This is a genomic window from Thermus oshimai DSM 12092, from assembly GCF_000373145.1.
Classification (GTDB): Bacteria; Deinococcota; Deinococci; order Deinococcales; family Thermaceae; genus Thermus; species Thermus oshimai.
This window is the reverse complement of record NZ_KB890614.1, coordinates 286622-311268: the sequence shown is the minus strand read 5'-3', so window position 1 is coordinate 311268 and position 24647 is coordinate 286622. Positions and strand designations below refer to the sequence as shown.

Genomic DNA, 24647 nt, shown 5'->3' with positions numbered 1-24647 from the left:
CGGAGAATGGTACGGCTAACCCTCGAGGAAGTAAAGCTCCAGGAGGCGGAGGAGGGCCAAGACCCCCCGCTCAAAGTCCCGGATGCGGATGTGCTCGTTGGGGCTGTGGACCCGGCTTCCGGGGTAGCCCACCCCAAGCCCCACCGCGGGGGCACCGAGGTGGTGGAGGAAGGGGTGCATGGGCCCCGAGCCCGCCATGTTGGGGTAGAGCACGGCCTTCTCCCCAAAGGCCTCCTCCAGGGCCCGCCGGGCCAGGGCCACGAAGGGGTGGGCCAGGTCGCTCCGCGCCGGGTGCTCCCCCTTCTCCAGGACCACCACCTCCACGTCGTGGAAGCCGTGGGCCTCGAGGTGGCGCTTGAGGAGAAGGGGAATCTCCTCCGGGTCCTGGTCCGGCACCAGGCGCACGTCCAGCTTGGCGTAGGCCTCGGCGGGGAGGACGGTCTTGGAACCGGGACCCCCGTAGCCCGCGTGGAAGCCGTTAAAGTTGATGCAGGGCTCGGCGTAAAGCCGCTGGTTGAACTCCAGGTTCCGCGCGCCTCCCAGGAAGTCCCGCACCCCGAAGGCCTCCTTCAGGGCCTCGGACTCGTCGGGGATCTCCGCCAGCACCTCCATCTCCAAGGGGGTGAGGGGCCGGACCCGGTGGTAAAACCCCTCCACCAGAACCCGGCCCTCCTCGTCCCGTAAAGAGGCCAGGGCCTTGCTCAGGCGGTAGATGGGGTTTTCCACCACCGCCCCGTAGGAGGAGTGGAGGTCAAAGGCCGCCGTCTTCACCCGCAGCTCCAGGGCCACGATGCCCTTAAGCCCCGCGTAGAGGTAGGGCCGCCCCCTGGCGTCCACCCCCCCGGCCTCCCAGAGGATGGCCCCCGCCCCTAGGGCCTCCTTGTGGTCCCTTACGAAGTCCGCCAGGTGGGGGCTTCCCACCTCCTCCTCCCCCTCCACCACGAAGCGCACCCGGGGAAGGAAGCCGTGCTTCTCCTGGAAAAGCCTCAAGGCCACCACCCGGGCCACCAGCTCCCCCTTGTCGTCGTGGGCCCCGCGGGCGTACCAGGCCCCCTCCTTCTCCACCAGGGTGAAGGGGTCCGTGGCCCAAAGCTCCAGGGGGTCCGGGGGCTGGACATCGTAGTGGTTGTAGAAAAGAAGGGTCCTCTCCCCCACCCCGCCCTCCGCCAGGACCACCGGGGGGCCGTAGCCCCGCTTGAGCTCCGCCCGTAGGCCCAGGCCCTCCAGGACCTCCGCCACCTTCTTGGCCCCCTCCTCCAGGGCCCGCCCCTCCGCGCTCACCGTGGGCAGGGCCACCAGCTCCGCCAAAAGGGCCTTCGCCTCCTCAAGAAAAGCCTCCATGGTAGACTGAGCATACTATGGTGGAACCCACCCTGGTCCTCTACGGGGCCCTCTACGAGAAGGCGGTGGAGGCCCTGGAAGAAACCCTACGGGAAACCGGAGCCCGTTACGCCCTTCTGGTGGACCGGAAAGGCTTCGTCCTGGCCCACAAGGAGGCCCTCTGGGCCCCCAAGCCCCCGCCTCTGGACTCCCTGGCCACCCTGGCCGCGGGGAACGCCGCCGCCACCCAGGCCCTGGCCAAGCTCCTGGGGGAGGTGCGCTTCCAGGAGATCCTCCACCAAGGGGAACGGATCGGGCTCTACATGGACGAGGCCGGGGACCACGCCCTTCTCCTCCTGGTCTTTGACGAAAGCGCCCCCTTGGGCAAGGTGAAGCTCTACGGTAAAAGGGCCGCGGAGGCTCTGGCCAGGCTGGTGGAGGAGGCCATCGCCAACCCCCCCAAGCTCAACCTGGACACGGAATACCGCGAAGGGGCCAAGGCCCTCCTGGACGAACTCTTCGGCAACTAGCATGAGCACCATCAACTTCGCCAACCGTGAGATCAACTTCAAGATCGTCTACTACGGCCCTGGCCTTTCCGGGAAGACCACCAACCTCAAGTGGATCTACGGCAAAATCCCCGAGGGGCGCAAAGGGGAGATGATCTCCCTGGCCACCGAGGACGAGCGCACCCTGTTCTTTGACTTCCTGCCCCTGGACCTGGGGGAGGTGAAGGGCTTCAAAACCCGGTTCCACCTCTACACCGTGCCGGGGCAGGTCTTCTACAACGCCAGCCGCAAGCTCATCCTAAGGGGGGTGGACGGCATCGTCTTCGTGGCGGACTCGGCCCCAAACCGCCTAAGGGCCAACGCGGAGAGCATGCGCAACATGCGGGAGAACCTGGCGGAATACGGCCTCAAGCTGGAGGACCTCCCCATCGTCCTGCAGGTGAACAAGCGCGACCTCCCGGATGCCCTTCCCGTGGAGATGGTCCGGGCGGTGGTGGACCCCGAGGGGCGCTTCCCCGTCTTTGAGGCCGTGGCCACGGAGGGCAAAGGGGTGTTTGAAACCCTGAAGGAGGTGAGCCGCCTGGTCCTGGCCCGGGTGGGAAGCGGGGCGTAAGGGGAAAGCCCAAGGCCCCCTGGACCCCAGGGTCCAGGGGGTTTCCTCTATACCCCTACCCTGTAAAAGGCCAGGCTTCTTGAGAAGGAAGGGACAAAAGTCCTCCAAAAGGGCCTTGCGAAGGGACAAATGTACCTCGCCTTGGACCGGGGTTTTGGCTACCATGAGCCCCGTATACGGCAACCGCCGTGGAGGGAGGCACGGGTATGGAAGAAAAACCGGTTGGGGCTTTAGGAGTCGTGGTGGTTCTCAGCATCACCATCCTGGTCTTCTGGCTGGGGGTATACGCCCTCTTCTTCGCCCGGGGGTAGGGTATGGACGAGCACAAGGTGCACAAGGCCATCCTGGTCTACGAGCGGGCCTGGATCGCGTTTTCGGTGGTGATGGTCCTGTTCTTCATCGCCCTCATCGGCTACACCCTGGCCACCCACACCGCCGGGGCCATCCCCGCAGGGAAGCTGGAGCGGGTGGACCCCACCAAGGTGCGCACGGAGGGCCCCTGGGCCGACCCGGCCCAGGCGGTGGTCCAGACCGGGCCCAACCAGTACACGGTCTACGTCCTAGCCTTCGCCTTCGGCTACCAGCCCAACCCCATTGAGGTGCCCAAGGGAGCGGAGATCGTCTTCAAGATCACCAGCCCCGACGTGATCCACGGTTTCCACGTGGAGGGCACCAACATCAACGTGGAGGTCCTGCCCGGGGAGGTGTCCACCGTGCGTTACACCTTCAAGCGGGCCGGGGAGTACCGGATCATCTGCAACCAGTACTGCGGCCTTGGCCACCAGAACATGTTCGGCAAGGTTGTGGTGAAGGAGTGAGCTATGGCGGCGCGAGTCGGTGAAATGAGCCGCGTGTACGCGGCCTATCCGGAAAAGAAGGCCACCCTCTACTTCCTGGTCTTGGGCTTTATCGCGGTGATCGTGGGGAGCCTCTTCGGCCCCTTCCAGGCCCTGAACTACGGGAACGTGGACGCTTACCCTCTCCTTAAGCGCCTTTTGCCCTTCGTCCAGTCCTACTACCAGGGCCTGACCCTGCACGGGGTCTTGAACGCCATCGTCTTCACCCAGCTCTTCGCCCAGGCCATCATGGTCTACCTCCCCGCCCGGGAGCTCAACATGAGGCCCAACATGGGCCTCATGTGGCTCTCCTGGTGGATGGCCTTCATCGGCCTGGTCATCGCCGCCCTTCCCCTTCTCGCCAACGAGGCCACGGTGCTCTATACCTTCTACCCGCCCCTTAAGGGGCACTGGGCCTTCTACCTGGGGGCCAGCGTCTTCGTGCTCTCCACCTGGGTGAGCATCTACATCGTCCTGGACCTCTGGCGGCGCTGGAAGGCCGCAAACCCCGGCCGCCCCACGCCCCTGGTCACCTACATGGCGGTGACCTTCTGGCTCATGTGGTTCATCGCCTCCATCGGGCTCGTGCTCGAGGCGGTGCTCTTCCTCCTCCCCTGGTCCTTTGGGCTCATGGAGGGGGTGGATCCCCTCATCACCCGCACCCTCTTCTGGTGGACGGGCCACCCCATCGTCTACTTCTGGCTCCTGCCCGCCTACGCCATCCTCTACACCGTCTTGCCCAAGCAGGCGGGGGGCAAGCTCATCTCCGACCCCCTGGCCCGGATCGTCTTCCTCCTCTTCCTCCTCCTCTCCACCCCGGTGGGCTTCCACCACCAGTTCGCCGACCCCGGCATTGACCCCACCTGGAAGATGATCCACTCCGTTCTCACCATGTTCGTGGCGGTGCCGAGCCTCATCACCGCCTTCACCCTGGCCGCGAGCCTGGAGATTGCAGGCCGCATGCGGGGCGGCCGGGGGCTTCTGGGCTGGATTAAGGCCCTTCCCTGGGACAACCCCGCCTTCGTGGCCCCCGTCCTGGGCCTTTTGGGCTTCATCCCCGGCGGGGCGGGGGGCCTCGTGAACGCCAGCTTCACCCTGGACTACGTGGTGCACAACACCGCCTGGATCCCCGGCCACTTCCACCTCCAGGTGGCCAGCCTGGTCACCCTCACCGCCATGGGCTCCCTCTACTGGCTCATCCCCAACCTCACGGGCAAGCCCATCACCGATGGGCAGAGGCGGCTCGGCCTGGCGGTGGTGTGGCTCTGGTTCCTGGGGATGATGATCATGGCCCTCGGCCTCCACTGGGCGGGCCTTTTAAACGTGCCCCGCAGGGCCTACATCGCCCAGGTGCCGGACGCCTACACCCACGCCGCGGTGCCCATGATCTTTAACGTGATCAGCGGCATCGTCCTCCTGGTGGCCCTCCTCCTCTTCATCTACGGCCTTTTCAGCGTCCTCCTCTCCGCCCGGCGGGACCCCGCCCTGGCCGAGGCCCCCGTGCCCTTTGCGGAGGTGATCTCGGGACCTGAGGACCGCAGGGTCATCCTGGCCCTGGACCGCATCGGCTTCTGGTTCGCGGTGGCGGTGATCCTGGTCCTCCTGGCCTACGGGCCCACCCTGGCCCAGCTCTTCAGCAACCTGAACCCGGTACCGGGCATGCGCCTCTGGTAGGGGACTTCCTTCCCTGGGGGCCTTTGGCCCCCAGGGGTATCCTTTAGGGGATGGGCTTTGTGGCCGGTCCTTGGCTTCCTTGGGTGGTGGGCCTCGAGCTCGCCCCCTTTTTCCTGCAGTTCTTGGGCCTGAGCCTGGGGGAGGTCCTGGGGGAGGGGCTTTGCGGAAGCGCCCTTGGGGTTTCGGAGCTCGAGGCGGTGCGCTACGGCCTGGTGAGCGAGTACTTCCTCTATGGAAGGCTCTTCCTGGCCCTCCTCGCCCTCAAGGCCACCTACGCCCTGGCCCTCCTGGTCCTCCGGTTCATGTACCCCGAGAAAGACCCCCCCTTCGCGAGAGGGGTCTGGGGAGTGGGGCTAGGGCTTTCCGGCGTCTACCTCGGGCTTTTCCTCCTCACCCGCACCCTGCCCCTTCCCTTTAGCACCCCCTTAGGGCCCGCCCTCTTGGCCCCGGCCCCTCTGGACCCCTTGAGCCTCCTCATGGCCCTGCCCGAGATCCCCCTCCTTTACCTCCTCTACAGGGGTAGGCCATGAAGCTCCCCTCCACCATCTGGCTCCTGGGCCTGGTGAGCCTCCTCATGGACGTGGCCAGCGAGATGGTCTACCCCCTCCTCCCCCTCTTCCTGGTGGGCCTGGGGGCGGGGGCGGCCACGGTGGGCCTGGTGGAAGGGGTGGCGGAGGCCACGGCCAGCCTCTTCAAGGTGGTGGGGGGCCGGGTCTCGGACCGCCTGGGGCGGAGGCGCCCCCTCCTCCTTTTGGGCTACGGCCTGCCCGCCCTCTTCCGGCCCCTCCTGGCCCTGGCCACCCTCCCCGGGCACGTCCTCCTCTACCGGTTTCTGGACCGCATGGGCAAGGGCCTGCGCACCGCCCCCCGGGACGCCCTCATCGCGGAAAGCGTCCCCCAGGAGGCCCTGGGCCGGGCCTACGGCCTGCATCGGGGCCTGGACACCCTGGGGGCCACCTTGGGCCCGCTCTTGGCCTTTTTCCTCCTCCCCCACCTGGGCCTGAGGGGGGTGTTTTTGGCCTCCGCCCTCCCCGCCCTCCTGGCCTTCCTCCTCCTCTTTCTCTTGAAGGAGAGGCCCGGGCCCCCAAGGCCCCTTCCCCCTTTGCGCCTCGGCCGCATGGGACGGGGGTACCGGCGCTTCCTCCTGGTGTCGGCCCTTTTCACCCTGGCCCTTTCCTCCAACGCCTTTCTGCTCCTGCGCCTAAAGGAACTGGGGCTTAGCGAGGGAGAGGTGACCCTGGCCTACACCCTGTACAACCTGGGCTACGCCCTCCTGGCCTACCCCTTTGGGAGCCTGGCGGACCGGGTGGGGCTCAGGAAGGCGGTGGCCCTGGGGTACGCCCTTTACGCCCTGGTCTACCTGGGCTTCGCCCTGGCGGAACGCGCCCTCTTTGGGGTGGCCTTCCTCCTCCTTTACGCCCTCTACTCCGCCCTCTTTGAGGGGGCGAGCCGGGCCTACCTGGCCACCTTGGTGCCCAAGGAGGAAAAGGCCAGCGCCATGGGCCTCTACCACACCTTGACCGGGCTTCTCCTCCTGCCGGCAAGCCTCCTTTTTGGCCTGCTCTGGCAGGCCTTGGGGGCCCGGGCGGCCTTCGGGGTGGGGGCGGGCCTGGCCCTCCTCGCCCTCCTCCTCTTCCTGGTTGACGGAAGGGAAAAGGCCCCCTATCCTAAGTGAGGCCCTTGGGAGGCCTTTGAGGAGGAAGGGGCTAAAAGCGCCTTCCCCCCTGACGGAGGAGAAGATGCCCATCAGCAAAGAGGAAAAGCAGAAGACCATCGAGGCCTTTGCCCGCTTCCCCGGGGACACGGGGAGCACCGAGGTCCAGATCGCCCTCCTCACCCTGAGGATCAACCGGCTTTCGGAGCACCTCGCCCAGCACAAGCACGACCACCACTCCCACCGGGGGCTTCTCATGCTGGTGGGGCAAAGGAAGCGGCTTCTCCGCTACCTGCGGCGGGAAGACCCCGAGCGCTACCAGGCCCTGGTTGAGAAGTTGGGGATCCGGGGGTAAACTAAACCTTAGGTCGGGGGCGGGGCCGGAAGACCGGTCCCGCCTTTTCCTCAAAATGGACCCCTGGAGGCTTTAGGCCCCTGGGGGGCTGCCTAAGGATAAGGTTATGCCCGAAGCCACACCCAATACCCCCCAGGCCCACCGGTTCCAGACGGAGGTGGGCGGCCGGCTCCTGGTCCTGGAAACCGGCAAGTACGCCAAGCAGGCCTCAGGGTCGGTTCTGGTGCGCTACGCGGACACCGTGGTCCTGGCCACGGCCCAGGCCTCGGAGGAGCCCATCCAGGCGGACTTCCTCCCCCTCACCGTGGAGTTTGAGGAGCGGCACTACGCCGTGGGCAAGATCCCGGGGAGCTTCATGCGCCGGGAGGGCCGCCCCGGGGAGAAGGCCATCCTCTCCGCCCGGATGACGGACCGGCCCATCCGCCCCCTCTTCCCCAAAGGCTTCCGCCACGAGGTCCAGATCATCGTCACCGTGCTCTCCGCGGACCAGAAGAACCCCCCGGACATCCTGGGCCCCATCGCGGCCAGCGCGGCCCTCCTGCTTTCGGACATCCCCTGGCAGGGCCCCATCGCCGCGGTGCGGGTGGGGCTCATCGGGGGGAGCTTCGTCCTAAACCCCACCCTGCAGGAGCTGGAGGAAAGCGCCCTGGACCTGGTGGTGGCGGGAAGCCGCGAGGCCATCCTCATGGTGGAGGCCGGGGCGGGAGAGGTGGACGAGGAGACCATGGTCCAGGCCCTAGAGTTCGCCCATCGGGCCATGGGGCCCATCCTGGACCTGCAGGAGGCCATGGCCAAGGCCCTGGGCAAGCCCAAGATGGCCTGGACCCCCCCCGAGACCCTGGGGGAGGAGGAGAAGGAGGCCCTCTACCGCCTGGCCCTGGAGCGGGGGCTTTCCGCCGTGCTCCAGACCGCGAGCAAAGGGGAGCGCAGCCGGGCCCTCGAGGCCTTCCGGGAGGCCCTCATCCTGGAGGCCCTCCCCAAGGGGGAGGACGGCGCCCCCTTGGAGGAGAAGAAACCCCTCTACGAGAGCGCCTTTGAGGAGATCGTCCGCAAGGAGCTGAGGCGCTTGGTGCTGGAGGAGGGCAGGCGGGCGGACGGCCGGGGGCCCAAGGACTTAAGGCCCATCTGGATCGAGGTGGACGTCCTGCCCCGGGCCCACGGTTCCGCGGTCTTCACCCGGGGGGAGACCCAGGTCCTAGGCACGGTCACCCTGGGCACGGGCCGGGACGAGCAGATCATCGACGACCTGGGCATTGACGAGACCGACCCCTTCCTGGTCCACTACAACTTCCCCCCCTTCTCCACCGGGGAGGTGAAGCGCCTTCGGGGGGTCTCGAGGCGGGAGGTGGGCCACGGCAACCTGGCCAAGCGGGCCCTACGGGCCGTCCTCCCCAAGGAGGAGGACTTCCCCTACACCATCCGGGTGGTGGGGGACGTGCTGGAGTCCAACGGCTCCAGCTCCATGGCCACGGTCTGCGCGGGCTGCCTGGCCCTCATGGACGCCGGGGTGCCCATCCGCCGCCCCGTGGCCGGGGTGGCCATGGGCCTCGTATGGGAAGGGGACCGGGCGGTGATCCTCACGGACATCCTGGGCCTGGAGGATGCCCTGGGGGACATGGACTTCAAGGTGGCGGGCACCAGGGAGGGCATCACCGCCCTGCAGATGGACAACAAGGTGGGGGGCCTGCCCCGGGAGGTCCTTAAGGAAGCCCTCCTGCAGGCCCGGGAGGCCCGGCTCAAGATCCTGGACCTCATGGAACAGGTCCTCCCCGCCCCCCGCCCCGAGCTCAAGCCCTTCGCCCCCCGGATCCTCTCCCTCAAGGTGCCCGTGGACAAGATCGGCCTGGTCATCGGCCCCGGGGGCAAGAACGTGCGCGCCTTGGAGGAGCTTGGGGTGGAGGTGGACATCGAGGAGGACGGGACGGTCCGCATCTACTCCAGCGACATGGCCGCGGCGGAGAAGGCCAAGGCCCAGATCGAGGCCCTCACCCGGGAGGCCAAGGTGGGCGAGATCTACGAGGGCACCGTGACCAAGATCACCCCCTTCGGGGCCTTCATCAGCCTCTTCCCGGGCACGGAGGGCCTCCTCCACATCAGCCAGGTGGCCCCGGGCCGGGTGGAGCGGGTGGAGGACCACCTCAAGGTGGGGGACGTGATCAAGGTCAAGGTGCACCGCATTGACGAGAAGGGCAAGATTGACCTGATCCGCCCCGAGCTGGAAGGGAAGATCCCCCCCAGGCGGCGCTCCTAGGCCCTACCCGCGAAGCGAACGGGCCCCAGGGCCCGTAAAAAAGGAGGTTTATGGAAAAAGAACGGAAACCGCGCAGGAGAAGGCGGCGCAAGCCCGGGGAAACCCCGGCCCCAAGCCCCCAGGACGCCCTGGAGATCATCCCCTTAGGGGGGATGGGGGAGATCGGCAAGAACATCACCGCCTTCCGCTACCGGGACGAGATCTTCGTCCTGGATGGGGGGCTGGCCTTCCCCGAGGAGGGGATGCCCGGGGTGGACCTCCTCATCCCCCGGGTGGACTACCTGGTCCAGCACCGCCACCTCATCAAGGCCTGGGTGCTCACACACGGCCACGAGGACCACATCGGGGGCCTGCCCTACCTCCTGCCCATGGTCTTCGGCAAGGGGTCGGAGGTGCCCATTTACGGGGCCAGGCTCACCCTGGGGCTTTTGAAGGGCAAGCTGGAGGAGGCGGGGCTCAGGCCGGGAAGCTTCAACCTCAAGGAGGTCTCCCCCGACGACCGCATCCAGGTGGGCCGGTACTTCACCCTGGACCTCTTCCGCATGACCCACTCCATCCCCGACAACTCGGGGCTGGTGATCCGCACCCCCATCGGCACCATCGTCCACACCGGGGACTTTAAGCTGGACCCCACCCCCATTGACGGGAAGGTCTCCCACCTGGCCAAGGTGGCCCAGGCGGGGGCGGAAGGGGTTTTGCTCCTCATCGCCGACTCCACCAACGCCGAGCGCCCGGGCTACACCCCGAGCGAGATGGAGATCGCCAAGGAGCTGGACCGGGCCATCGGCCGGGCCCCGGGCCGGGTCTTCGTCACCACCTTCGCCAGCCACATCCACCGCATCCAGGCGGTGATCTGGGCGGCGGAGAAGTACGGGCGCAAGGTGGCCATGGAGGGCCGGAGCATGCTCAAGTTCAGCCGCATCGCCATGCAGCTGGGCTACCTCCAGGTGAAGGACCGGCTCTATACCCTGGAGGAGGTGAAGGACCTCCCCGACCACCAGGTCCTCATCCTGGCCACCGGGAGCCAGGGCCAGCCCATGTCCGTCCTCCACCGCCTGGCCTTTGAGGGCCACGCCAAGATGGCCATCAAGCCCGGGGACACGGTGATCCTCTCCTCCAGCCCCATCCCCGGCAACGAGGAGGCGGTGAACCGGGTCATCAACCGCCTCTACGCCCTGGGGGCCTACGTCCTCTACCCCCCCACCTACAAGGTCCACGCCTCGGGCCACGCCTCCCAGGAGGAGCTCAAGCTCATCCTGAACCTCACCACCCCCCGCTTCTTCCTCCCCTGGCACGGGGAGGTGCGCCACCAGACCAACTTCAAGTGGCTGGCGGAGGGGATGAGCCGCCCCCCGGAGAAAACCCTCATCGGGGAAAACGGCGCGGTCTACCGCCTCACCCCAGACAGCTTTGAGAAGGTGGGGACGGTGCCCTCCGGGGTTCTCTACGTGGACGGGCTCGGCGTGGGGGACATCACCGAGGAGATCCTGGCCGACCGGCGGCACATGGCCGAGGAGGGCATGGTGTTCATCACCGGCCTCCTCTCCCCCAGCCCCACGGTGGAGGTGGTGTCCCGGGGGTTCGTGAAGGCCGGGGAGCGGGTTTTGGGGGAGGTGAAGAAGCTGGCCCTCGAGGCCCTCCACCGGGGCTTTAGGGAAAAAAGGCCTCTTGAGCGCATCCGGGACGACATCACCTACCCCGTGAAGAAGCTCCTGAAGAAGGCCACGGGGCGGGACCCCCTGGTCCTCACCGTGGTCCTGGAGGGTGTGGCCGCGGGGGAGGTCCAGGAGGCCCTAAGGTAGGGGGAAGATGTACCGCACCCTGCTTTTACCCACGGACGGCTCCGAAGCCGCGGAAAGGAGCCTTCGGGAGGGCCTGGACCTGGCCCAGGCCCTGCGGGCCCAGGTGAGCCTGGTCTACGTCCTGGAACCCCTAAGGCCAAACCTCCTTCTGGGGCGGGAGACCGTCCCCTATTACGAACAGCTCCTGGAGGACCTCCGGCAGGAGGGGCTACGGGCCCTGGACCGGGCCACCCGGCTGGCCCAGGAGCGGGGGGTGGAGTTCAGCGCCCACCTCCTGGAAGGCCGCCCCGCGGAGGTGATCCTGAGGCTGGCGGAGGACCACGACCTCGTCGTCATGGCCACCCACGGCCGCACGGGGCTGGACCGGCTCCTTCTGGGAAGCGTCACCTTGGAGGTGGTGCGCAAAAGCCCCAAGCCCGTCCTGGTGGTGCCCTACCGCAGGGCGTAAAGCCCTAAGGGGCCAGCCTCTCCCTCAGGCTGGTGCCCACAGGGACCGCGATGGCGGCGTCTTTGGCCTTCATGCCGCCTCCTTTCGCCAGATTACCCGATCCACCCCCTCCGCCAGGAGCCAGGTGAACAGCGCGGCCAGCACCACCCCCCCCAAGGCCAGGGGGGGCAAGAGGGGGGTTTCAAAGGCCTGGGGCAGGAAAAACGCGATCCCAAGCTGGAGGAGGACCCCCAGGGCCACCGCCCCGGAGAGCCAGGGGTTGGGCAGGGGGTGGAGGTGGGTGTGGCGGGCGGGGAAGGCGAAGAAGAGCTGGCCGATGGCCATGTAGTGGAAGACCGCCCCCCGGGCGCCCTCGAGGCCCAGGAAGAGGGGCAGGAGGGCGAGAAGCCCCAGGGCCACCAGGGCCTTCAGGCTTCCCGTGAGGAGGATGAAGCGGAGGCTCAAGGAGTCCAGGAGGGGGGCCTCCTTGGGCCTGGGAGGGCGGAGGAGGACCCCGGGGTTCCGGTCCAGGGCCAGGGCCAGGGCGGGGAGGCCGTCGGTGACCAGGTTGATCCAGAGGATCTGCACCGCGGTGAGGGGAAGGAGGAGGTGACCCTCCGGGTCCCTCAGGCCGAGGAGGGCGGCGAAGACCAGGCCCAGGGAAACCACCAAAAGCTCCGAGAGGTTGGTGGAGAAGAGGAAGCGCAGGAACTTCTGGATGTTCTCAAAGATGTTCCGCCCCTCCTCTATGGCGGCCACGATGGTGGCGAAGTTGTCGTCCAGAAGGACCAGGTCCGCCACCTCCCGGGAGACGTCCGAGCCCCGCTGGCCCATGGCCACCCCCACGTCCGCCCGCTTGAGGGCCGGGGCGTCGTTCACCCCGTCCCCGGTCATGGCCACCACGTGCCCCGCCTCCTGGTAGGCCTCCACGATGCGGAGCTTGTCCTCGGGGGCCACCCGGGCGAAGAGGTCCACCTCCAGAAGCTCCTCCCGGCTCAAGCGGGGGATCTCCGCCCCCGTGGCCACCCGGCGGACCCCTAGGCCCACCTTCCTGGCGATGGCCAAGGCGGTGGCCGGGTGGTCCCCGGTGACCATGACCACCCGCACCCCCGCCTCCCGCACCCGGCGCACCGCCTCGGGCACCTCAGGACGGGGCGGGTCCAGGAGGAGGACGAAGCCCAAGAAGGTGAGGCCTTCCTCCCGCTCCCCCTCCCCGTAGGCCAGGGCCAGGAGGCGGTAGCCCTCTTCCGCCAAGGCCTCGGCCTCCTCCAACAGGCGGGCCTGGCCCTCCCCGTCCAGGGCCAGGCGGGGGATGAGGGCCTCGGGGGCCCCCTTGAGGAAGCTCCCCTTGGGGGTGGTCACCCGCATGTACTTCCAGGCGCTGTCAAAGGGACGCTCGGAAAGGCGGGGGTGGGCTTGGCGCAGGGCCTTCACGTCCACCCTCCCCGCGGCGTAGCGGAGGAGGCCCAGCTCCAAGGGGTCCCCGGCCCCCGTGTCCAGGTCCGCGTCGTTGGGGAGGACCATGGCCAGGAGGACGAGCTCTTCTGGGGGCTTGGGGAAGCCTTCGGGGAAGTGCACCCCCTGGACCTCCATGCGGTTTTCCGTGAGGGTGCCCGTCTTGTCCGTGGCGATGAGGGTTACGCTCCCCAGGGCCTCCACCGCGGAAAGGCGGCGCACCACCGCCTTCCTTCGCGCCATGCGCTCCACCCCCAGGGCCAGGGCCACGGCCAGGATGGCGGGCAGGCCCTCGGGGACCGCGGCCACCGCCAGGGCCACGGCGAAGAGGAGGATCTTCAGGGAAAACCCCTCGGCCAAAGCCCCCAGGAGGACCAGGAGGAAGGCGAGGAGGAGGACCAGCCGGGCCACCCGGCGGCCGAAGGCCTCGAGGCGCCTTTCTAAAGGGGTCTTCTCCTCCTCCATCTCCGAAAGGAGGCCGGCGATGCGGCCCATGGCGCTCTGGGGGCCGGTGCGGGTGACCTCCAGAAGGGCCCGGCCCCGGACCAGAAGGGTTCCCGCCAGGGCCTCCTCCCCCGCCCCCTTCTCCAGGGGGACGCTTTCCCCGGTGAGGACGCTTTCGTCCAGCAGGACCCCATGGGCCTCCAGGAAGCGGCCGTCCGCGGGAATCCGGTCCCCCGCCTCCAGACGCACCACGTCCCCGGGGACGAGGAGGGCGCTGGGCAGGCGGCGGAAGGCCCCGTCCCGCAGGACCCAGACCAGGGGCTGGGCCAGGGCCTTGAGGCGGCGCAGGGCCTCTTCCGAGCGCTTCTCCTGCCACACCCCGAGAAGGGCGTTCAGGAGGAGGATGGCCAGGATGGCCAAGGCCTCCAGGGGAACCCCCTGGCCCCCTTCCCAAAGCCACAGCCCCCCCTCCAGGAGGAGGGCGAAGAGGAGGATGTAGATGAGGGGGCTTTGGAACTGGCGGAGGAACTTCCGCCAGAGGGGCTCGGGGGGCCTTTCGGGGAGGGCGTTGGGGCCCACCGCCTTAAGGCGCCGTTCAGCCTCTTGCTGGGTAAGACCCCTCACGCCTGGCCTTCCCCCAGCAGGCGGTCCACCAGGGCCAGAAGACCCTGGGCCTCAAAAGGCTTGCCCAAAAAGGCCCGGGCCCCCGCCCGCAGGGCCTCCTCTTGGCTTTGGGCGGAGACGCTGGCGGAAAGGGCCAGGACCGGGGGGCCCCCCGCCTCCCTGATCCTCCGGATGACCTCGAGGCCGGAAAGCCCGGGCATGACCAGGTCGCAGACCACCAGCTGGAACCCCTCCCCCAAAAGGGCCAGCCCCCTTTCGCCGGAGGGGGCCCAGACCACCTGGTGCCCTGCCCGCTCCAGGTGGCGGCGCAGGGTGTGGGCCACCAGGGGTTCGTCCTCAATGAGGAGGATCCGGGCCATACAGGGGTAGGATAACCCGGAAGCGGCTTCCCTTCCCCTCCTCCGTCTCCACCTCGATCCGCCCCCCGTGGGCCTCCACGATGTGCTTGGAGATGAAAAGGCCAAGCCCCGTGCCCGAAACCCCCCGTTTCTCCGCGTTCTTGGCCCGGGCGTAGCGCTGGAAAAGGCGGGGCAGGTCCTCCTTGGGGATGCCGGGGCCGGTGTCCGCCACCTCCAGGACCACCGCCTCCTCTGTGGCGCGGGCGGAAAGCCGCACCTCCCCCCCTGGGGGGGTGAACTTGAAGGCGTTACTCAAGAGGTTCCCCACCACCTGCACCACCCGGTCGGGGTCGGCGAGGAAAAGGGGAAGCTCCTCCACCTCCACCGAAAAGCCCACCCCCGAAAGCCGGGCCACCCCGGAAAAGCTCCGGGCCAGGTCTCTTAGAAGGGGGGCCAGGTGCACAGGCCGCCGGTTCACCTCAAAGCGGCCGGCCTCCAAGCGGCTCGTGTCCAGGAGGTTGTCCACCATGGTCTTGAGGCGGAAGGCGCTTTCCAGGATGAGCTCTACGGACTCCTCTGCGGAAGGGGAAAGGCCCTCCTCCTTGAGAAGCTCCGCCAGGCCCATGATCACCGCCAGAGGGGTCCTGAGCTCGTGGCTCACCGCGGCGATGAACTCCCCTTTGAGCCGCTCCGCCTCCAGGTGGGGCCTTAAGTCCCGCAGGGTGACCACCACCCCCCCCACCCGGGGGTCGTGGAGGAGGTTCCGGCCGAAGGCCTCCATGGGGATGGGCTCCCCCGAGGCGTGGAGGACGCGGAACGCCGCCGAGCGCACCTCCCCCCCATGGGCCAAAAGCTCCCGGAAGAGGCTCTCGGCCAGGGGGCGGTCCTCGGGGTGGACGAAGTCCAGGGCGTTCAGGGGGGCCTTCTTGTGCCCCTCGGGGTCGTAGCCGAGGACCGGGCGGACGCTTTCGCTCACGAAGCGGATATACCCCTCCCTGTCCAGGACGTAGACCACGTCCTGGGCGTTTTCCAATAGGGCCCTGAGGCGCACCTCCTCCGCCTCGAGGCGCTCCAGGAAGCGGGCCTTTTCCAGCACCAGGGCCAGGAGGGCGGAGAGCTGGCCGAGCCGATCCAAGGCCTTGCCGAAACGCCGGGGCCGCTTGTAGCCGAGAAGGAGGCCGCCCCTAAACCCCCCCGCCCGGAAGGGGATGACGAGGGCCGATTTCAGGCCCAAGGCCTCCGCCAGGGCGCAGTCCGCCCGGCCCAAGGCCTCCACCCCCAAAGGCTTCCCCTCCTCCATGGCCCGTTCCAGGAGGTTGGGCCGGGGAAGGCCCCCAGGGGGCAGGGGGCAGGTGGTGTAGAGGGGGCGCAACGCCCCCCCCTCCTCCGCGGCCAGGAAGGCCTCCTCCGCCCCGAAAAGGCCCCGAAGCCGCTCGGCGATGCGCGCCGCCAGGGCCTCGAGGCGCCCCTCCGCCAGGGCGGCCTGGGCCAGGTCCACCAGGGCCTGGGTAAAGGCCACCTGATCCCTCAGGGCCTTTTCCATGCGGGCCCGCTCGCTGATGTCGTGGAGCACGAGAACGCTGAAGCCCGAAAGCCTGCGCCCCCGGACGCTATAGGCCTGGCCCCCCAGAAGGAGCTCCGTCCGCCCCCCGGAAAGGGCGGGGCCCAGGGCCAGGGGAAGCTCCGCCAGGCCCACCTCCGCCCCCACCCCCAAAGCCTCCCGGGCCCGGGCGTTGGCGAAGCCCCGCTCCCCAAAGAGGACCACCACCCCGTCGGGGAGCTCCTCCAGCACCTCCGAAAGCCGCTTCCGCTCCGAGGCCAGGGCTAAGGAGAGCGCGGTCTTCTCCCGGTAAAGCTGGGCGTTCCTCAGGGCCACCCCCGCCACCCCCGAGAGGAGCTCCAGGTAGCGCACCTCCTCCTCGCTCACCCCCGGCCCCCCAGGCCCGTGGTCCACGGCCAACGCCCCCAGGGCCTCCCCCTCCGCCAGGATGGGCACGAAGGCCACCGTGGCGCCCATCTCCCCCCTCAAGGGCTCAGGGAGCTCCTCCCGGGAGAGGAGGAGGGTTTTGCCCTCCCGCACCGCCCGGGCCAGGGGGTCGGGGGAGGAGGCGAGGCTTAAGCGAATGCGGCTCCTCCCTTCCGTCCAGTAGAGGGCCTCCCCCTTGAGGGTGAGGTGGCCCTGGAGGACCCCGTCCCGGGCCAGGGCCACGGTGACCCGGTAGAACCCGAAGCGCTCCTTCAGGGCCCGGGCCAGGGTTTCCAGCACGGCGTCGGGCTCCAGGGAGCGGGCGATCTCCCGGGAGAGGGCGGTGACGTGGGCCAGGGCCTCCGCCTGGCGGGCAAGCCGGGCCAGGGCCCCGTCCCGCTCCTTCAGGAGGTGGGCGTTTTTCAGGGCCAAGGCGGTGAGCTGGGCCAAGAGGGGAAGGAGGGGCTTTAGGGGCTCGGGGACCCCCTCCAGGCTCAGCACCCCTTTGGCGGCAAAGCGGGGGCAGGAGGGGCAGATGAGGGGGCGGCTTTCCCGGCTTGCGCGGGGGCGCTGGGTGCACCGCGCCTCGGGGTCGGCCCAGCAGTAGTCCCCCTCCTCCCCCACCACGGGAAGGAGCCACTCCTCGCCCCGCTTCACCGGCCCCTCGGAGAAAAAGGCCTCCTGCACCTCCCCCTTCCGGTAGAGGGGCAGGGCGATGGCCGAGACCGTGTAGTGCCGCCCCCGGCCCGAGGCCACCTCCCCCACCAGCTCCCGGGTCTCGGGGTGGTAGAGGAACAGGGCCGCCCGCTCCGCCCCCTCCTCCGTGGCCACTTCCAGGAGGTTTCTCAGGATCTGGGTGGGCTCGAGGTCCTTGAGAAGAGCCCGCTGAAAGCGCCCGAGGACGGAAAGGGCTCCAGAAAGCCGCATCTGCCCCCATGGTAGCATGGGGCCGGGGTTGCAAGGGCGGGGCGAAAATCTTAGACTTGGTCAAAGGGAGGCCCGCCCGGGGGCCCCAAGGAGGTCAGGATGGCCATAGATTTCAGCCTCACCGAGGAGCAGAAACAGCTCCAGGCCCTGGCCCGGCGCTTCGCCAAGGAGGTCATCCTCCCCGTGGCCCGGGAGTACGACGAAAAGGAAGAGGTCCCCTGGCCGGTGATAGAGAAGCTCCACGAAGTGGGCCTCCTCAACGCCATCATCCCCGAGGAATACGGCGGGATGGGCCTCAAGATGCTGGACGAGGTCATCGTGGGGGAGGAGCTGGCCTACGGGTGCATGGGCATCTACACCATCCCCATGGCCAGCGACCTGGGCATCACCCCCGTGCTCCTTGCCGGCACAGAGGAGCAGAAGCGGCGCTTCCTGAAGCCCCTCACGGAAAAGCCCGCCCTGGCCGCCTTCGCCCTCTCAGAGCCCGGAAACGGCTCGGACGCGGCCGCCCTTAGGACTAGGGCCGTCCGCCAAGGGGACCGGTACATCCTGAACGGCACCAAGATGTGGATCTCCAACGGGGGCGAGGCGGAGTGGGTGGTGGTCTTCGCCACCCTGAACCCCGAGCTCCGGCACAAGGGGGTGGTGGCCCTGGTGGTGGAGCGGGGCACCCCCGGCTTCAAGGCCATCAAGATCCACGGGAAGATGGGCCAGCGGGCCTCGGGCACCTACGAGCTCGTGTTTGAGAACGTGGAGGTGCCGGTGGAAAACCGCCTGGGGGAGGAGGGCGAGGGGTTCAAGATCGCCATGCAGACCCTGAACAAGACCCGCATCCCCGTGGCCGCAGGGAGCGTGGGGGTGGCCCGGCGCGCCCTGGACGAGGCGGTGAAGTACGCCAAGGAACGGGAGGCCTTCGGGCAGAAGATCGCGAACTTCCAGGCCATCCAGTTCAAGCTGGCGGACATCCTCATCGGGATTGAAACCGCCCGCGCCTACACCTACTACGCCGCCTGGCTGGCGGACCAGGGCCTACCCCACGCCCACGCCAGCGCCATCGCCAAGGCCTACGCCTCGGAGGTGGCCTTTGAGGCCGCCAACCAGGCCATCCAGATCCACGGGGGCTACGGCTACGTGCGGGAATACCCGGTGGAAAAGCTCCTCAGGGACGTGAAGCTCAACCAGATCTACGAGGGCACCAACGAGATCCAGAGGCTCATCATCGCCAGGCACATCCTGGCGGAATAGGAGGCGAGGAGATGAAGTTCATCGCGGTGATCCGGCAGGTCCCCGACGGGGAGAGCAGGCTCAAGGTCCAGGGGGGGCGGGTGGACCTCTCGGGGGCCACCCTCATCCTGGACCAGATGGACGAGTACGCGGTGGAGGAGGCCCTGCGGCTGAAGGAGAAGCACGGGGGGGAGGCCGTGGTGGTGGGCTTTGGCCCTGAGCGGGTGGAGGAGGCCATCCGCACCGCCTTGGCCATGGGCATGGACCGGGGGGTGCACGTGGTCCATGAGGGCTACGCCGACCCCGTGGCGGTGGCGGAGGCCCTGGCCCCCGTGCTCCGGGAGGAGGCCCCCACCCTCGTCCTCACCGGGGGGCAGCAGGCGGACTGGGACAGCCAAGCCCTGGGGGGCGCCCTGGCGGAGGCCCTGGGGGTGCCGGTGGTGGCCTGGACCACCGCCCTCGAGCTGGAAGGCGAAACCGCCCGGGCCAAGCACGACCTGGACGAGGGGGCGGAGTGGGTGCGGGTGCGGCTCCCCGCGGTCTTCACCACCCAGCAGGGCCTGAACGAGCCCCGCTACCCCACCCTCCCCGGCATCATGAAGGCCAAGAAAAAGGAGATCCGCAAGGTGGCCGCCCAGGTGAGCCCCAAGGTGGCCCTCCTGGAGGAGACCATCCAGGAAAAGGCCAGGCTCGGAAAGATCCTGGACGGCAAGGACCCCGTGGCCGCGGCGGAGGAGCTGGTCCGGCTCCTCCACGAAGAGGCCAAGGTGATCTAGGAGGTGGCCATGATCCTGGTGGTGCTGGACCACGACGGAAACCGGCTGAGAAAGGGGAGCCTCGAGGCCCTCGCCCGGGCCTACCGGCTCCAGGAGGCCTTGGGGGGCGAGGTGGCGGGGGTCCTCATCGGGGAGGGCCTGGGCGGAGTGGCGGAGGAGGCCCGCAGGTACGTGGACCTCCTCTACACCGTGGAGGCCGGCCCCTACACCGCGGAGCGCTGGGCCAAGGCCGTTTTGGAGGCGGCCAAGAAGGGGGCTAAGGCCGTGGTTGCCCCCTCCTCCCGCCAGTCCCGCACCTACCTGGGCCGGGTGGCCTTCGCCCTGGGGGCGGGGCTTCTGGAGGACACCCTGGAGTCCTGGGCCGAGGGGGGCGAGGTCTACGCCACCCGCTACGCCTACCTGAACCGGGTAACCCAAAAGGTGAAGGCCGCCCTCCCGGTGGTGCTCACCGTGAAGCCCAACACCACCCCCCCCGCCGAGCCCAAAGGGGAAGGCCGGGTGGAGGCCCTCCCCCTCCCGCCGGTGGAAACGGTGGAGGTCCTGGAGAAGATCCAGGAGGAGAAGAAGGGGGTCTCCCTCGCCGAGGCGGACGTGGTGGTCACGGGGGGCCGGGGCATGGGGAGCGCGGAGGCCTTCAAGGCCATAGAGGAGCTCGCCGCCCTCCTCGGGGGCGCGGTGGGGGCCACCCGGGCGGTGGTGGACGCGGGCTGGCGCCCCTACGGCGAGCAGGTGGGCCAGACGGGCAAGACCGTGCAGCCCACCCTCTACATCGCCCTGGGGGTTTCCGGGGCGGTGCAGCACCTCGCCGGGATGAACAAGAGCAAGTACATCGTAGCGGTGAACAAGGACCCCGAGGCCCCCATCTTCAAGCACGCGGACTACGGCATCGTGGGGGACGTGCACCAGGTCCTGCCCGCCCTGATCCAGGCGGTGAAGAAGCTGAAAGACTAAGACCCTTGGGGCCCCCGCCGAAGCGAAGGCTTCGGCGGGGCACTTAACTCCGGTCCTCAGGCTTAGGGGGAGCGCCCTCCTCCTCCATGCGCTTTTCCTCCTGGAGCTCCTCGGCGAAAGAGGCGCCCTTTCCCTCCTTAAGGGAGGCGGGGCGCGAAGGCAGGAGCAGGCGGAAAAGGAGGTAAAGGAGGAGGGCCACCACCAAGGCCCCAAGCACGTAGGGCCAGGCGGGGGGCGCGGGGGCCTCGGGGGGCTGGGGCAGGGCCAGGGGCTCGGCAGGGGCCTGGAGCACCTCCTTTTCCAGGTCCGCCACCCGGCCCCCCAAGGTCTTTAGGGCCTCCTCCTGGGCAGAAAGGCGCTCCTCCAGGGCCGCCACCCGCGCCTCGAGGCGCCCCAGGGCCACGTACCCCCGGTACCCCACGAAGGCCAGAAGGAGGAGCAGGACCAAGGACACGCCGAAAAGCCACCTTTTCATGGAACCCCTCCTTTCCTTCCCCGGCGTAGGCCCGGGGAGTCTCGTCATAGTATCATGCGGGCCGTATGGCGGACAACGCCCGGCTCATCCTGGATGAACTCCTGGCGGAACTGGAGGAAAGAAGGAAAAAAATCCTCCTGGGCGGGGGGGAAGAGCGCATAAAAAAACAGCACCAGCAGGGCAAACTCACCGCCCGGGAGCGGATAGAACACCTCCTGGACCCCGGGAGCTTCGTGGAGCTCATGCCCTTCGTGGAGCATTTGGAAACCGGGCTCATGGAGGGCCTCGAGGCCCCCGCGGACGGGGTGGTGACGGGCTACGGCACCATCGGGGGGCGGCGGGTCTTCGTCTTCAGCCAGGACTTCACCGTCCTGGGGGGGTCCTTGGGCAAGATGCACGGCCGCAAGATCGCCAGCCTCATGGACCTGGCGGCCAAGGTGGGGGCCCCCATCATCGGCCTGAACGACTCCGCGGGGGCCCGCATCCAGGAGGGGGTGGATAGCCTCTCGGGCTACGGGGAGGTCTTCTACCGCAACGCCCTCTATTCCGGGGTGGTGCCCCAGATCTCCGCCATCCTGGGCCCCTGCGCCGGGGGGGCGGTCTACAGCCCGGCCATGACGGACTTCGTCCTCATGAGCCGGGGGACGAGCTACATGTTCATCACCGGCCCCGAGGTCATCAAGAGCGTGACCCGGGAGGAGGTGAGCTTTGAGGAGCTGGGCGGGGCCGACGTGCACATGGAGAAAAGCGGGGTGGCCCACCTGGAGGGGAAGGACGACCTGGAGGTCCTGGAGCTCATCCGCAAGCTCCTCTCCTACCTGCCCCAAAACAGCCGGGAAAAGCCCCCCGTGCTGGCCCCAAAGGACGACCCCCTCCGCCCCACCCCGGAGCTTATGGACATCGTCCACCCCGACGCCAAGCGCCCCTACAACATGCACCAGGTGATCCGCACCCTTCTGGACGGCGGGGAGTTCCTGGAGATCCAACCCCGCTTCGCCCGCAACATCATCGTGGGCCTGGGGCGGCTTGGGGGCTACCCCGTGGGGGTGGTGGCCAACAACCCCCGCTTCATGGCCGGGGCCCTGGACATCCACGCCTCGGACAAGGCCGCCCGCTTCATCCGCACCATGGACGCCTTCAACATCCCCATCCTCACCCTGGTGGACGTCACGGGCTTCCTCCCCGGGGTGGCCCAGGAGCACGGGGGCATCATCCGCCACGGGGCCAAGATGCTCTTCGCCTACGCTGAGGCCACGGTGCCCAAGATCACCCTCATCGTGCGCAAGGCCTACGGGGGGGCCTACCTGGCCATGAACTCCAAGGACATGGGGGCGGACGTGGTCCTGGCCTGGCCCACCGCGGCGGTGGCGGTGATGGGGGCCGAGGGGGCGGCCAACATCGTCTTCCGCAAGGAGATCCAGTCCTCCCCCAACCCCGAGGAAACCCGCAGGCGGAAGATCGAGGAGTACCGCCAGGCCTTTGACAACCCCTACGTGGCCGCGGCCCGGGGGTACATTGACGACATCATCAGCCCCGAGCATACCCGGGCCGTCCTCTTCCGCCACCTGGAGATGCTCTGGACGAAGAAGGAGGAGCGGCCCTTCAAAAAGCACGACAACATCCCCCTCTAAGCATGGAAGCGGACCTGGAGGCCCTTTACCAAGAGCTTTCCGCCTGCCGCCTCTGCCCAAGGCTGGTCGCCCACCGGGAGGAGGTGGCCAGGAAAAAACGCGCCGCCTACCGGGACTTTCCCTACTGGGGCAGGCCGGTGCCGGGGTTTGGGGACCCTAGGGCCAGGGTCCTCCTCTTCGGCCTGGCCCCGGGGGCCCACGGCTCCAACCGCACGGGCCGCCCCTTCACCGGGGACGCCTCCGGGGCCTTCCTCTACCCCCTCCTCTTCCAGGCCGGGCTTGCCAACAAGCCGGAAAGCGAGCCCGGGGACGACCTGAAGCTCTTTGGGGTCTACCTCACCGCCGCCGTGCGCTGCGCCCCGCCGGGGAACCGCCCAAGCCGGGCGGAGCTTAGGACCTGCGCCCGCTGGACGGAGCGCGAGCTCGCCCTCCTCCCCGAGGTCAGGGTCTACCTGGCCCTGGGCCATATCGCCCACGAGGCCCTACTGGAGCACTTTGGGCTAAAAAAGGCCCATTTCCCCTTCGCCCACGGCCGGATCCACCCCCTCCCCGGGGGGAAATACCTCCTGGACAGCTACCACGTCTCCCGCCAGAACACCCAGACCGGCAGGCTCACGAAGGAGATGTTCCTCCAGGTGCTGGAGGAAGCTAAACGCCTCGCCGGGCTTTGAGCCAGGCCATGAGCTTCTCGTAAGGAAGGGTGTTCAGGACCCTCTCCTTACCAATCCAGGCCCTTTGGGCCGTGCCCACCGCGAGCTCCATGTAGCGCAGGTGGTCGGTCTGGTGGGCGTCGGTGGAGAGGCTCACCCAAAGGCCCATCCCGTAGGCCAGGCGGGCCAGGTCGTCGGGGAGGTCCATGCGGTCGTAATAGCCGTCAATCTCCACCGCCACCCCCTGGGCCCTCGCCTTGGCGAAGACCGCCTCCCAGTCCGCCTCTATAGGCGGGCGGCGGCCCAGGAGGCGGGCCGTGGGGTGGGCCAGGACGTGGACGAAGGGGCTTTCCAGGGCCTTGAGGAGCCTTTTGGTCTGCTCGGCCTTGGAGAGCTTGAAGTGGCTGTGGATGGAAACGAGGACGATATCCAGCTCCCTCAGGACCCAGTCGGGGTAGTCCAGGCCCCCGTCCTTGTGGATGTCCACCTCCGCCCCCGCGAGGAGGTAGGGGGGCCCATGGGTCTCGTTGAAGCGGCGGATGGCCTCGATGCGCTTGAGGGCCGCCTCGGGGGAAGGCCCCCCCGCCACCCGCACCGCGGGGGAGTGGTCCGTGACCGCCAGGTACTCGTACCCCAGGGCCTTGGCCGCCCGCCAGAGCTCCTCCAGGGTGTTCTTGCCGTCGGAATAGGTGGAGTGGACCTGGAGGTCCCCCCGGATGTCCTCCGGGGCGAGGAGCACGGGGAGCTCGCCCTTTAGGGCCGCCTCCACCTCCCCCCGGTTCTCCCTTAGGGGGGGCGGGATCCAGGGGAGGCCGAGGGCGGCGTAGACCTCCTCCTCCGTGGCCCCCGCCAGGCGTTCCTCCCCCCGGAAGACCCCGTACTCGGAAAGCTTTAAGCCCTTTTCCTGGGCCAGGGCCCGTAGGCGGATGGAGTGGTCCTTGCTCCCCGTGAGGTACTGGAGGCCCGAGCCAAAGCTTTCCGGCGGGACCACCCGGAGGTCCACCTGGAGGCCATCCTTCAGGAAAACCGTGGCCCTTTCCTCCCCTTTGGCGTAGACCCGGGCCACCCCCTTTAGGCGCACGAAGCCCTCCACCACCCGCTCGGGGGTGGGGCTCGCCGCCAGGTAGTCCAGATCCCCCACGGTCTCCTTGTAGCGCCGGGCCGAGCCGCAAAGCTCCGCCTTCTCCACCCCGGGAAGGGCCCGGATCTCTTCCAAAAAGTTCCGGGCAAAGGAGAGCACCGCCCCCAAGGGGCGCCTCCTCCCGGTGGCCTGGAGGAGATCCAGCCCCTCCCGGATGCGCTCCGCCTTCTTCGGGCCAAAACCCTTAAGCTTCAGGAGATCCCCCCGCTCCAGGGCCTCTTTCAGCCCTTCCAGGGAGTCTATCCCCAAGGCCTCGTAAAGCTGGCGGGCGGTTTTGGGCCCCACCCCGGGCACGGCCATGACCGCAAGGACCCCCCGGGGGACCTGGGCCAAAAGCTCCTGGTGTTTTTTCACCCGCCCCGTGGCCAAAAACTCCAGGATCTTTTCCGCCAAATCAGGGCCGATGCCGGGAAGCTCCAACAGGGCCTCCTTGCCCTTTTGGGCCACGGTTTCAATGGGGATGTCCAGGTCGCGGAGGGTGCGGGCGGCCTCGAGGTAGGCCCGCACCCGGAAGGGGTTGTCCCCCAGGAACTCGCTCATGAGGGCGATCTCCTCAAAGACCTGGGCCAGCTCCTCGTTCCGCATAGGCCTACTATAGACTTTT

The 24647-nt window shown here is 68.4% G+C and carries 22 protein-coding genes; 16 read left to right on the top strand and 6 right to left on the bottom strand.

Features of this window, described 5'->3' with window-relative positions; all coding sequences use genetic code 11:
- Positions 1–15: 15 nt before the first annotated feature.
- On the bottom strand, positions 16–1341 hold the full coding sequence (locus B043_RS0107230; RefSeq protein WP_018461462.1) for a M20/M25/M40 family metallo-hydrolase: 1326 nt from the start codon (positions 1339–1341) through the stop codon (positions 16–18).
- A gap of 17 nt (positions 1342–1358) precedes the next feature.
- On the opposite strand from B043_RS0107230, the gene mglB reads away from it, so the two are divergent.
- The 11 genes from mglB (at position 1359) to B043_RS0107175 (ending at position 11462) form a co-directional block, all read left to right on the top strand.
- Positions 1359–1850: a GTPase-activating protein MglB gene (gene mglB, locus B043_RS0107225; protein WP_016329704.1), complete on the top strand. Its 492-nt coding sequence runs from the start codon at positions 1359–1361 to the stop codon at positions 1848–1850.
- A gap of 1 nt (position 1851) precedes the next feature.
- The gene (gene mglA / locus B043_RS0107220) at positions 1852–2442 is read left to right on the top strand and encodes a GTPase MglA (protein WP_016329705.1); all 591 of its coding nucleotides are present in this window, start codon (positions 1852–1854) and stop codon (positions 2440–2442) included.
- Positions 2443–2648: 206 nt separating this feature from the next.
- Entirely contained in the window at positions 2649–2753 is a 105-nt protein-coding gene (locus B043_RS0107215; RefSeq protein WP_016329706.1) for a cytochrome c oxidase subunit 2A, read from the top strand.
- A gap of 3 nt (positions 2754–2756) precedes the next feature.
- On the top strand, positions 2757–3260 hold the full coding sequence (locus B043_RS0107210; RefSeq protein ID WP_018461461.1) for a cupredoxin domain-containing protein: 504 nt from the start codon (positions 2757–2759) through the stop codon (positions 3258–3260).
- A 3-nt stretch (positions 3261–3263) separates the two neighbouring features.
- A complete protein-coding gene (locus B043_RS0107205) occupies positions 3264–4952 on the top strand; it encodes a b(o/a)3-type cytochrome-c oxidase subunit 1 (protein WP_026234171.1) in 1689 nt (562 codons plus the stop codon).
- Between the two features lie 50 nt (positions 4953–5002).
- The gene (locus B043_RS0107200; RefSeq protein WP_016329709.1) at positions 5003–5482 is read left to right on the top strand and encodes a hypothetical protein; all 480 of its coding nucleotides are present in this window, start codon (positions 5003–5005) and stop codon (positions 5480–5482) included.
- Positions 5479–6627, top strand: a complete 1149-nt coding sequence (locus B043_RS0107195; protein WP_018461459.1) for an MFS transporter — start codon at positions 5479–5481, stop codon at positions 6625–6627. Before B043_RS0107200 ends, B043_RS0107195 begins: the two co-directional genes overlap by 4 nt.
- A gap of 64 nt (positions 6628–6691) precedes the next feature.
- Positions 6692–6961, top strand: a complete 270-nt coding sequence (gene rpsO / locus B043_RS0107190; protein ID WP_016329711.1) for a 30S ribosomal protein S15 — start codon at positions 6692–6694, stop codon at positions 6959–6961.
- Positions 6962–7067: 106 nt separating this feature from the next.
- Complete coding sequence (gene pnp / locus B043_RS0107185; protein ID WP_018461457.1) at positions 7068–9212, top strand: polyribonucleotide nucleotidyltransferase; 2145 nt, start codon at positions 7068–7070, stop codon at positions 9210–9212.
- Positions 9213–9262: 50 nt separating this feature from the next.
- Positions 9263–11014 (top strand): ribonuclease J, encoded by a 1752-nt coding sequence (locus B043_RS0107180; RefSeq protein WP_018461456.1) that lies wholly within the window; start codon positions 9263–9265, stop codon positions 11012–11014.
- A 7-nt stretch (positions 11015–11021) separates the two neighbouring features.
- Positions 11022–11462 (top strand): universal stress protein, encoded by a 441-nt coding sequence (locus tag B043_RS0107175; RefSeq protein WP_018461455.1) that lies wholly within the window; start codon positions 11022–11024, stop codon positions 11460–11462.
- Positions 11463–11531: 69 nt separating this feature from the next.
- On the opposite strand, the gene B043_RS0107170 is transcribed toward B043_RS0107175, so the two are convergent.
- The 3 genes from B043_RS0107170 to B043_RS0107160 are packed head-to-tail and all read right to left on the bottom strand — an operon-like array spanning position 11532 to position 17195.
- On the bottom strand, positions 11532–13964 hold the full coding sequence (locus B043_RS0107170) for a cation-translocating P-type ATPase (protein ID WP_018461454.1): 2433 nt from the start codon (positions 13962–13964) through the stop codon (positions 11532–11534).
- Positions 13961–14323 (bottom strand): response regulator, encoded by a 363-nt coding sequence (locus B043_RS0107165; protein WP_016329716.1) that lies wholly within the window; start codon positions 14321–14323, stop codon positions 13961–13963. Before B043_RS0107165 ends, B043_RS0107170 begins: the two co-directional genes overlap by 4 nt.
- Entirely contained in the window at positions 14301–17195 is a 2895-nt protein-coding gene (locus tag B043_RS0107160; protein ID WP_018461453.1) for an ATP-binding protein, read from the bottom strand. The genes B043_RS0107165 and B043_RS0107160 overlap by 23 nt, the downstream gene beginning before the upstream one ends.
- Positions 17196–17294: 99 nt before the next feature.
- Between B043_RS0107160 and B043_RS0107155 the strand changes: the two genes are divergently transcribed.
- From B043_RS0107155 to B043_RS0107145, 3 genes are read left to right on the top strand one after another with little or no spacing between them, the layout of a single operon-like run.
- Positions 17295–18440, top strand: a complete 1146-nt coding sequence (locus B043_RS0107155) for an acyl-CoA dehydrogenase family protein (protein WP_018461452.1) — start codon at positions 17295–17297, stop codon at positions 18438–18440.
- A gap of 11 nt (positions 18441–18451) precedes the next feature.
- On the top strand, positions 18452–19195 hold the full coding sequence (locus B043_RS0107150) for an electron transfer flavoprotein subunit beta/FixA family protein (RefSeq protein WP_018461451.1): 744 nt from the start codon (positions 18452–18454) through the stop codon (positions 19193–19195).
- Between the two features lie 9 nt (positions 19196–19204).
- Positions 19205–20146, top strand: coding sequence for an electron transfer flavoprotein subunit alpha/FixB family protein (locus tag B043_RS0107145; RefSeq protein WP_018461450.1), 942 nt, complete (start codon positions 19205–19207; stop codon positions 20144–20146).
- A gap of 43 nt (positions 20147–20189) precedes the next feature.
- On the opposite strand, the gene B043_RS0107140 is transcribed toward B043_RS0107145, so the two are convergent.
- Positions 20190–20621: a hypothetical protein gene (locus B043_RS0107140; RefSeq protein ID WP_018461449.1), complete on the bottom strand. Its 432-nt coding sequence runs from the start codon at positions 20619–20621 to the stop codon at positions 20190–20192.
- A gap of 65 nt (positions 20622–20686) precedes the next feature.
- Here B043_RS0107140 and B043_RS0107135 point away from each other — a divergent pair, with 65 nt between their 5' ends.
- Entirely contained in the window at positions 20687–22252 is a 1566-nt protein-coding gene (locus B043_RS0107135; protein ID WP_016329722.1) for an acyl-CoA carboxylase subunit beta, read from the top strand.
- Positions 22253–22254: 2 nt separating this feature from the next.
- Entirely contained in the window at positions 22255–22923 is a 669-nt protein-coding gene (locus tag B043_RS0107130) for a uracil-DNA glycosylase (RefSeq protein WP_018461448.1), read from the top strand.
- Here the strand turns inward: B043_RS0107130 and polX are convergent.
- The gene (gene polX, locus B043_RS0107125) at positions 22901–24628 is read right to left on the bottom strand and encodes a DNA polymerase/3'-5' exonuclease PolX (RefSeq protein ID WP_018461447.1); all 1728 of its coding nucleotides are present in this window, start codon (positions 24626–24628) and stop codon (positions 22901–22903) included. The two genes, B043_RS0107130 and polX, sit on opposite strands and share 23 nt — an antisense overlap.
- Positions 24629–24647 lie beyond the last annotated feature (19 nt).

What these genes read in the sequence shown, in the direction of transcription:
- polX (WP_018461447.1), bottom strand. Translation starts at nt 24,628, where the DNA reads ATGCGGAACGAGGAGCTGGCCCAGGTCTTTGAGGAGATCGCCCTCATG.
- B043_RS0107155 (WP_018461452.1), top strand. Translation starts at nt 17,295, where the DNA reads ATGGCCATAGATTTCAGCCTCACCGAGGAGCAGAAACAGCTCCAGGCC.
- B043_RS0107135 (WP_016329722.1), top strand. Translation starts at nt 20,687, where the DNA reads ATGGCGGACAACGCCCGGCTCATCCTGGATGAACTCCTGGCGGAACTG.
- rpsO (WP_016329711.1), top strand. Translation starts at nt 6,692, where the DNA reads ATGCCCATCAGCAAAGAGGAAAAGCAGAAGACCATCGAGGCCTTTGCC.
- B043_RS0107145 (WP_018461450.1), top strand. Translation starts at nt 19,205, where the DNA reads ATGATCCTGGTGGTGCTGGACCACGACGGAAACCGGCTGAGAAAGGGG.
- B043_RS0107130 (WP_018461448.1), top strand. Translation starts at nt 22,255, where the DNA reads ATGGAAGCGGACCTGGAGGCCCTTTACCAAGAGCTTTCCGCCTGCCGC.
- B043_RS0107215 (WP_016329706.1), top strand. Translation starts at nt 2,649, where the DNA reads ATGGAAGAAAAACCGGTTGGGGCTTTAGGAGTCGTGGTGGTTCTCAGC.
- pnp (WP_018461457.1), top strand. Translation starts at nt 7,068, where the DNA reads ATGCCCGAAGCCACACCCAATACCCCCCAGGCCCACCGGTTCCAGACG.
- B043_RS0107140 (WP_018461449.1), bottom strand. Translation starts at nt 20,621, where the DNA reads ATGAAAAGGTGGCTTTTCGGCGTGTCCTTGGTCCTGCTCCTCCTTCTG.
- B043_RS0107175 (WP_018461455.1), top strand. Translation starts at nt 11,022, where the DNA reads ATGTACCGCACCCTGCTTTTACCCACGGACGGCTCCGAAGCCGCGGAA.
- mglA (WP_016329705.1), top strand. Translation starts at nt 1,852, where the DNA reads ATGAGCACCATCAACTTCGCCAACCGTGAGATCAACTTCAAGATCGTC.
- B043_RS0107230 (WP_018461462.1), bottom strand. Translation starts at nt 1,341, where the DNA reads ATGGAGGCTTTTCTTGAGGAGGCGAAGGCCCTTTTGGCGGAGCTGGTG.
- B043_RS0107200 (WP_016329709.1), top strand. Translation starts at nt 5,003, where the DNA reads ATGGGCTTTGTGGCCGGTCCTTGGCTTCCTTGGGTGGTGGGCCTCGAG.
- B043_RS0107160 (WP_018461453.1), bottom strand. Translation starts at nt 17,195, where the DNA reads ATGCGGCTTTCTGGAGCCCTTTCCGTCCTCGGGCGCTTTCAGCGGGCT.
- B043_RS0107165 (WP_016329716.1), bottom strand. Translation starts at nt 14,323, where the DNA reads ATGGCCCGGATCCTCCTCATTGAGGACGAACCCCTGGTGGCCCACACC.
- mglB (WP_016329704.1), top strand. Translation starts at nt 1,359, where the DNA reads ATGGTGGAACCCACCCTGGTCCTCTACGGGGCCCTCTACGAGAAGGCG.
- B043_RS0107180 (WP_018461456.1), top strand. Translation starts at nt 9,263, where the DNA reads ATGGAAAAAGAACGGAAACCGCGCAGGAGAAGGCGGCGCAAGCCCGGG.
- B043_RS0107205 (WP_026234171.1), top strand. Translation starts at nt 3,264, where the DNA reads ATGGCGGCGCGAGTCGGTGAAATGAGCCGCGTGTACGCGGCCTATCCG.
- B043_RS0107195 (WP_018461459.1), top strand. Translation starts at nt 5,479, where the DNA reads ATGAAGCTCCCCTCCACCATCTGGCTCCTGGGCCTGGTGAGCCTCCTC.
- B043_RS0107150 (WP_018461451.1), top strand. Translation starts at nt 18,452, where the DNA reads ATGAAGTTCATCGCGGTGATCCGGCAGGTCCCCGACGGGGAGAGCAGG.
- B043_RS0107210 (WP_018461461.1), top strand. Translation starts at nt 2,757, where the DNA reads ATGGACGAGCACAAGGTGCACAAGGCCATCCTGGTCTACGAGCGGGCC.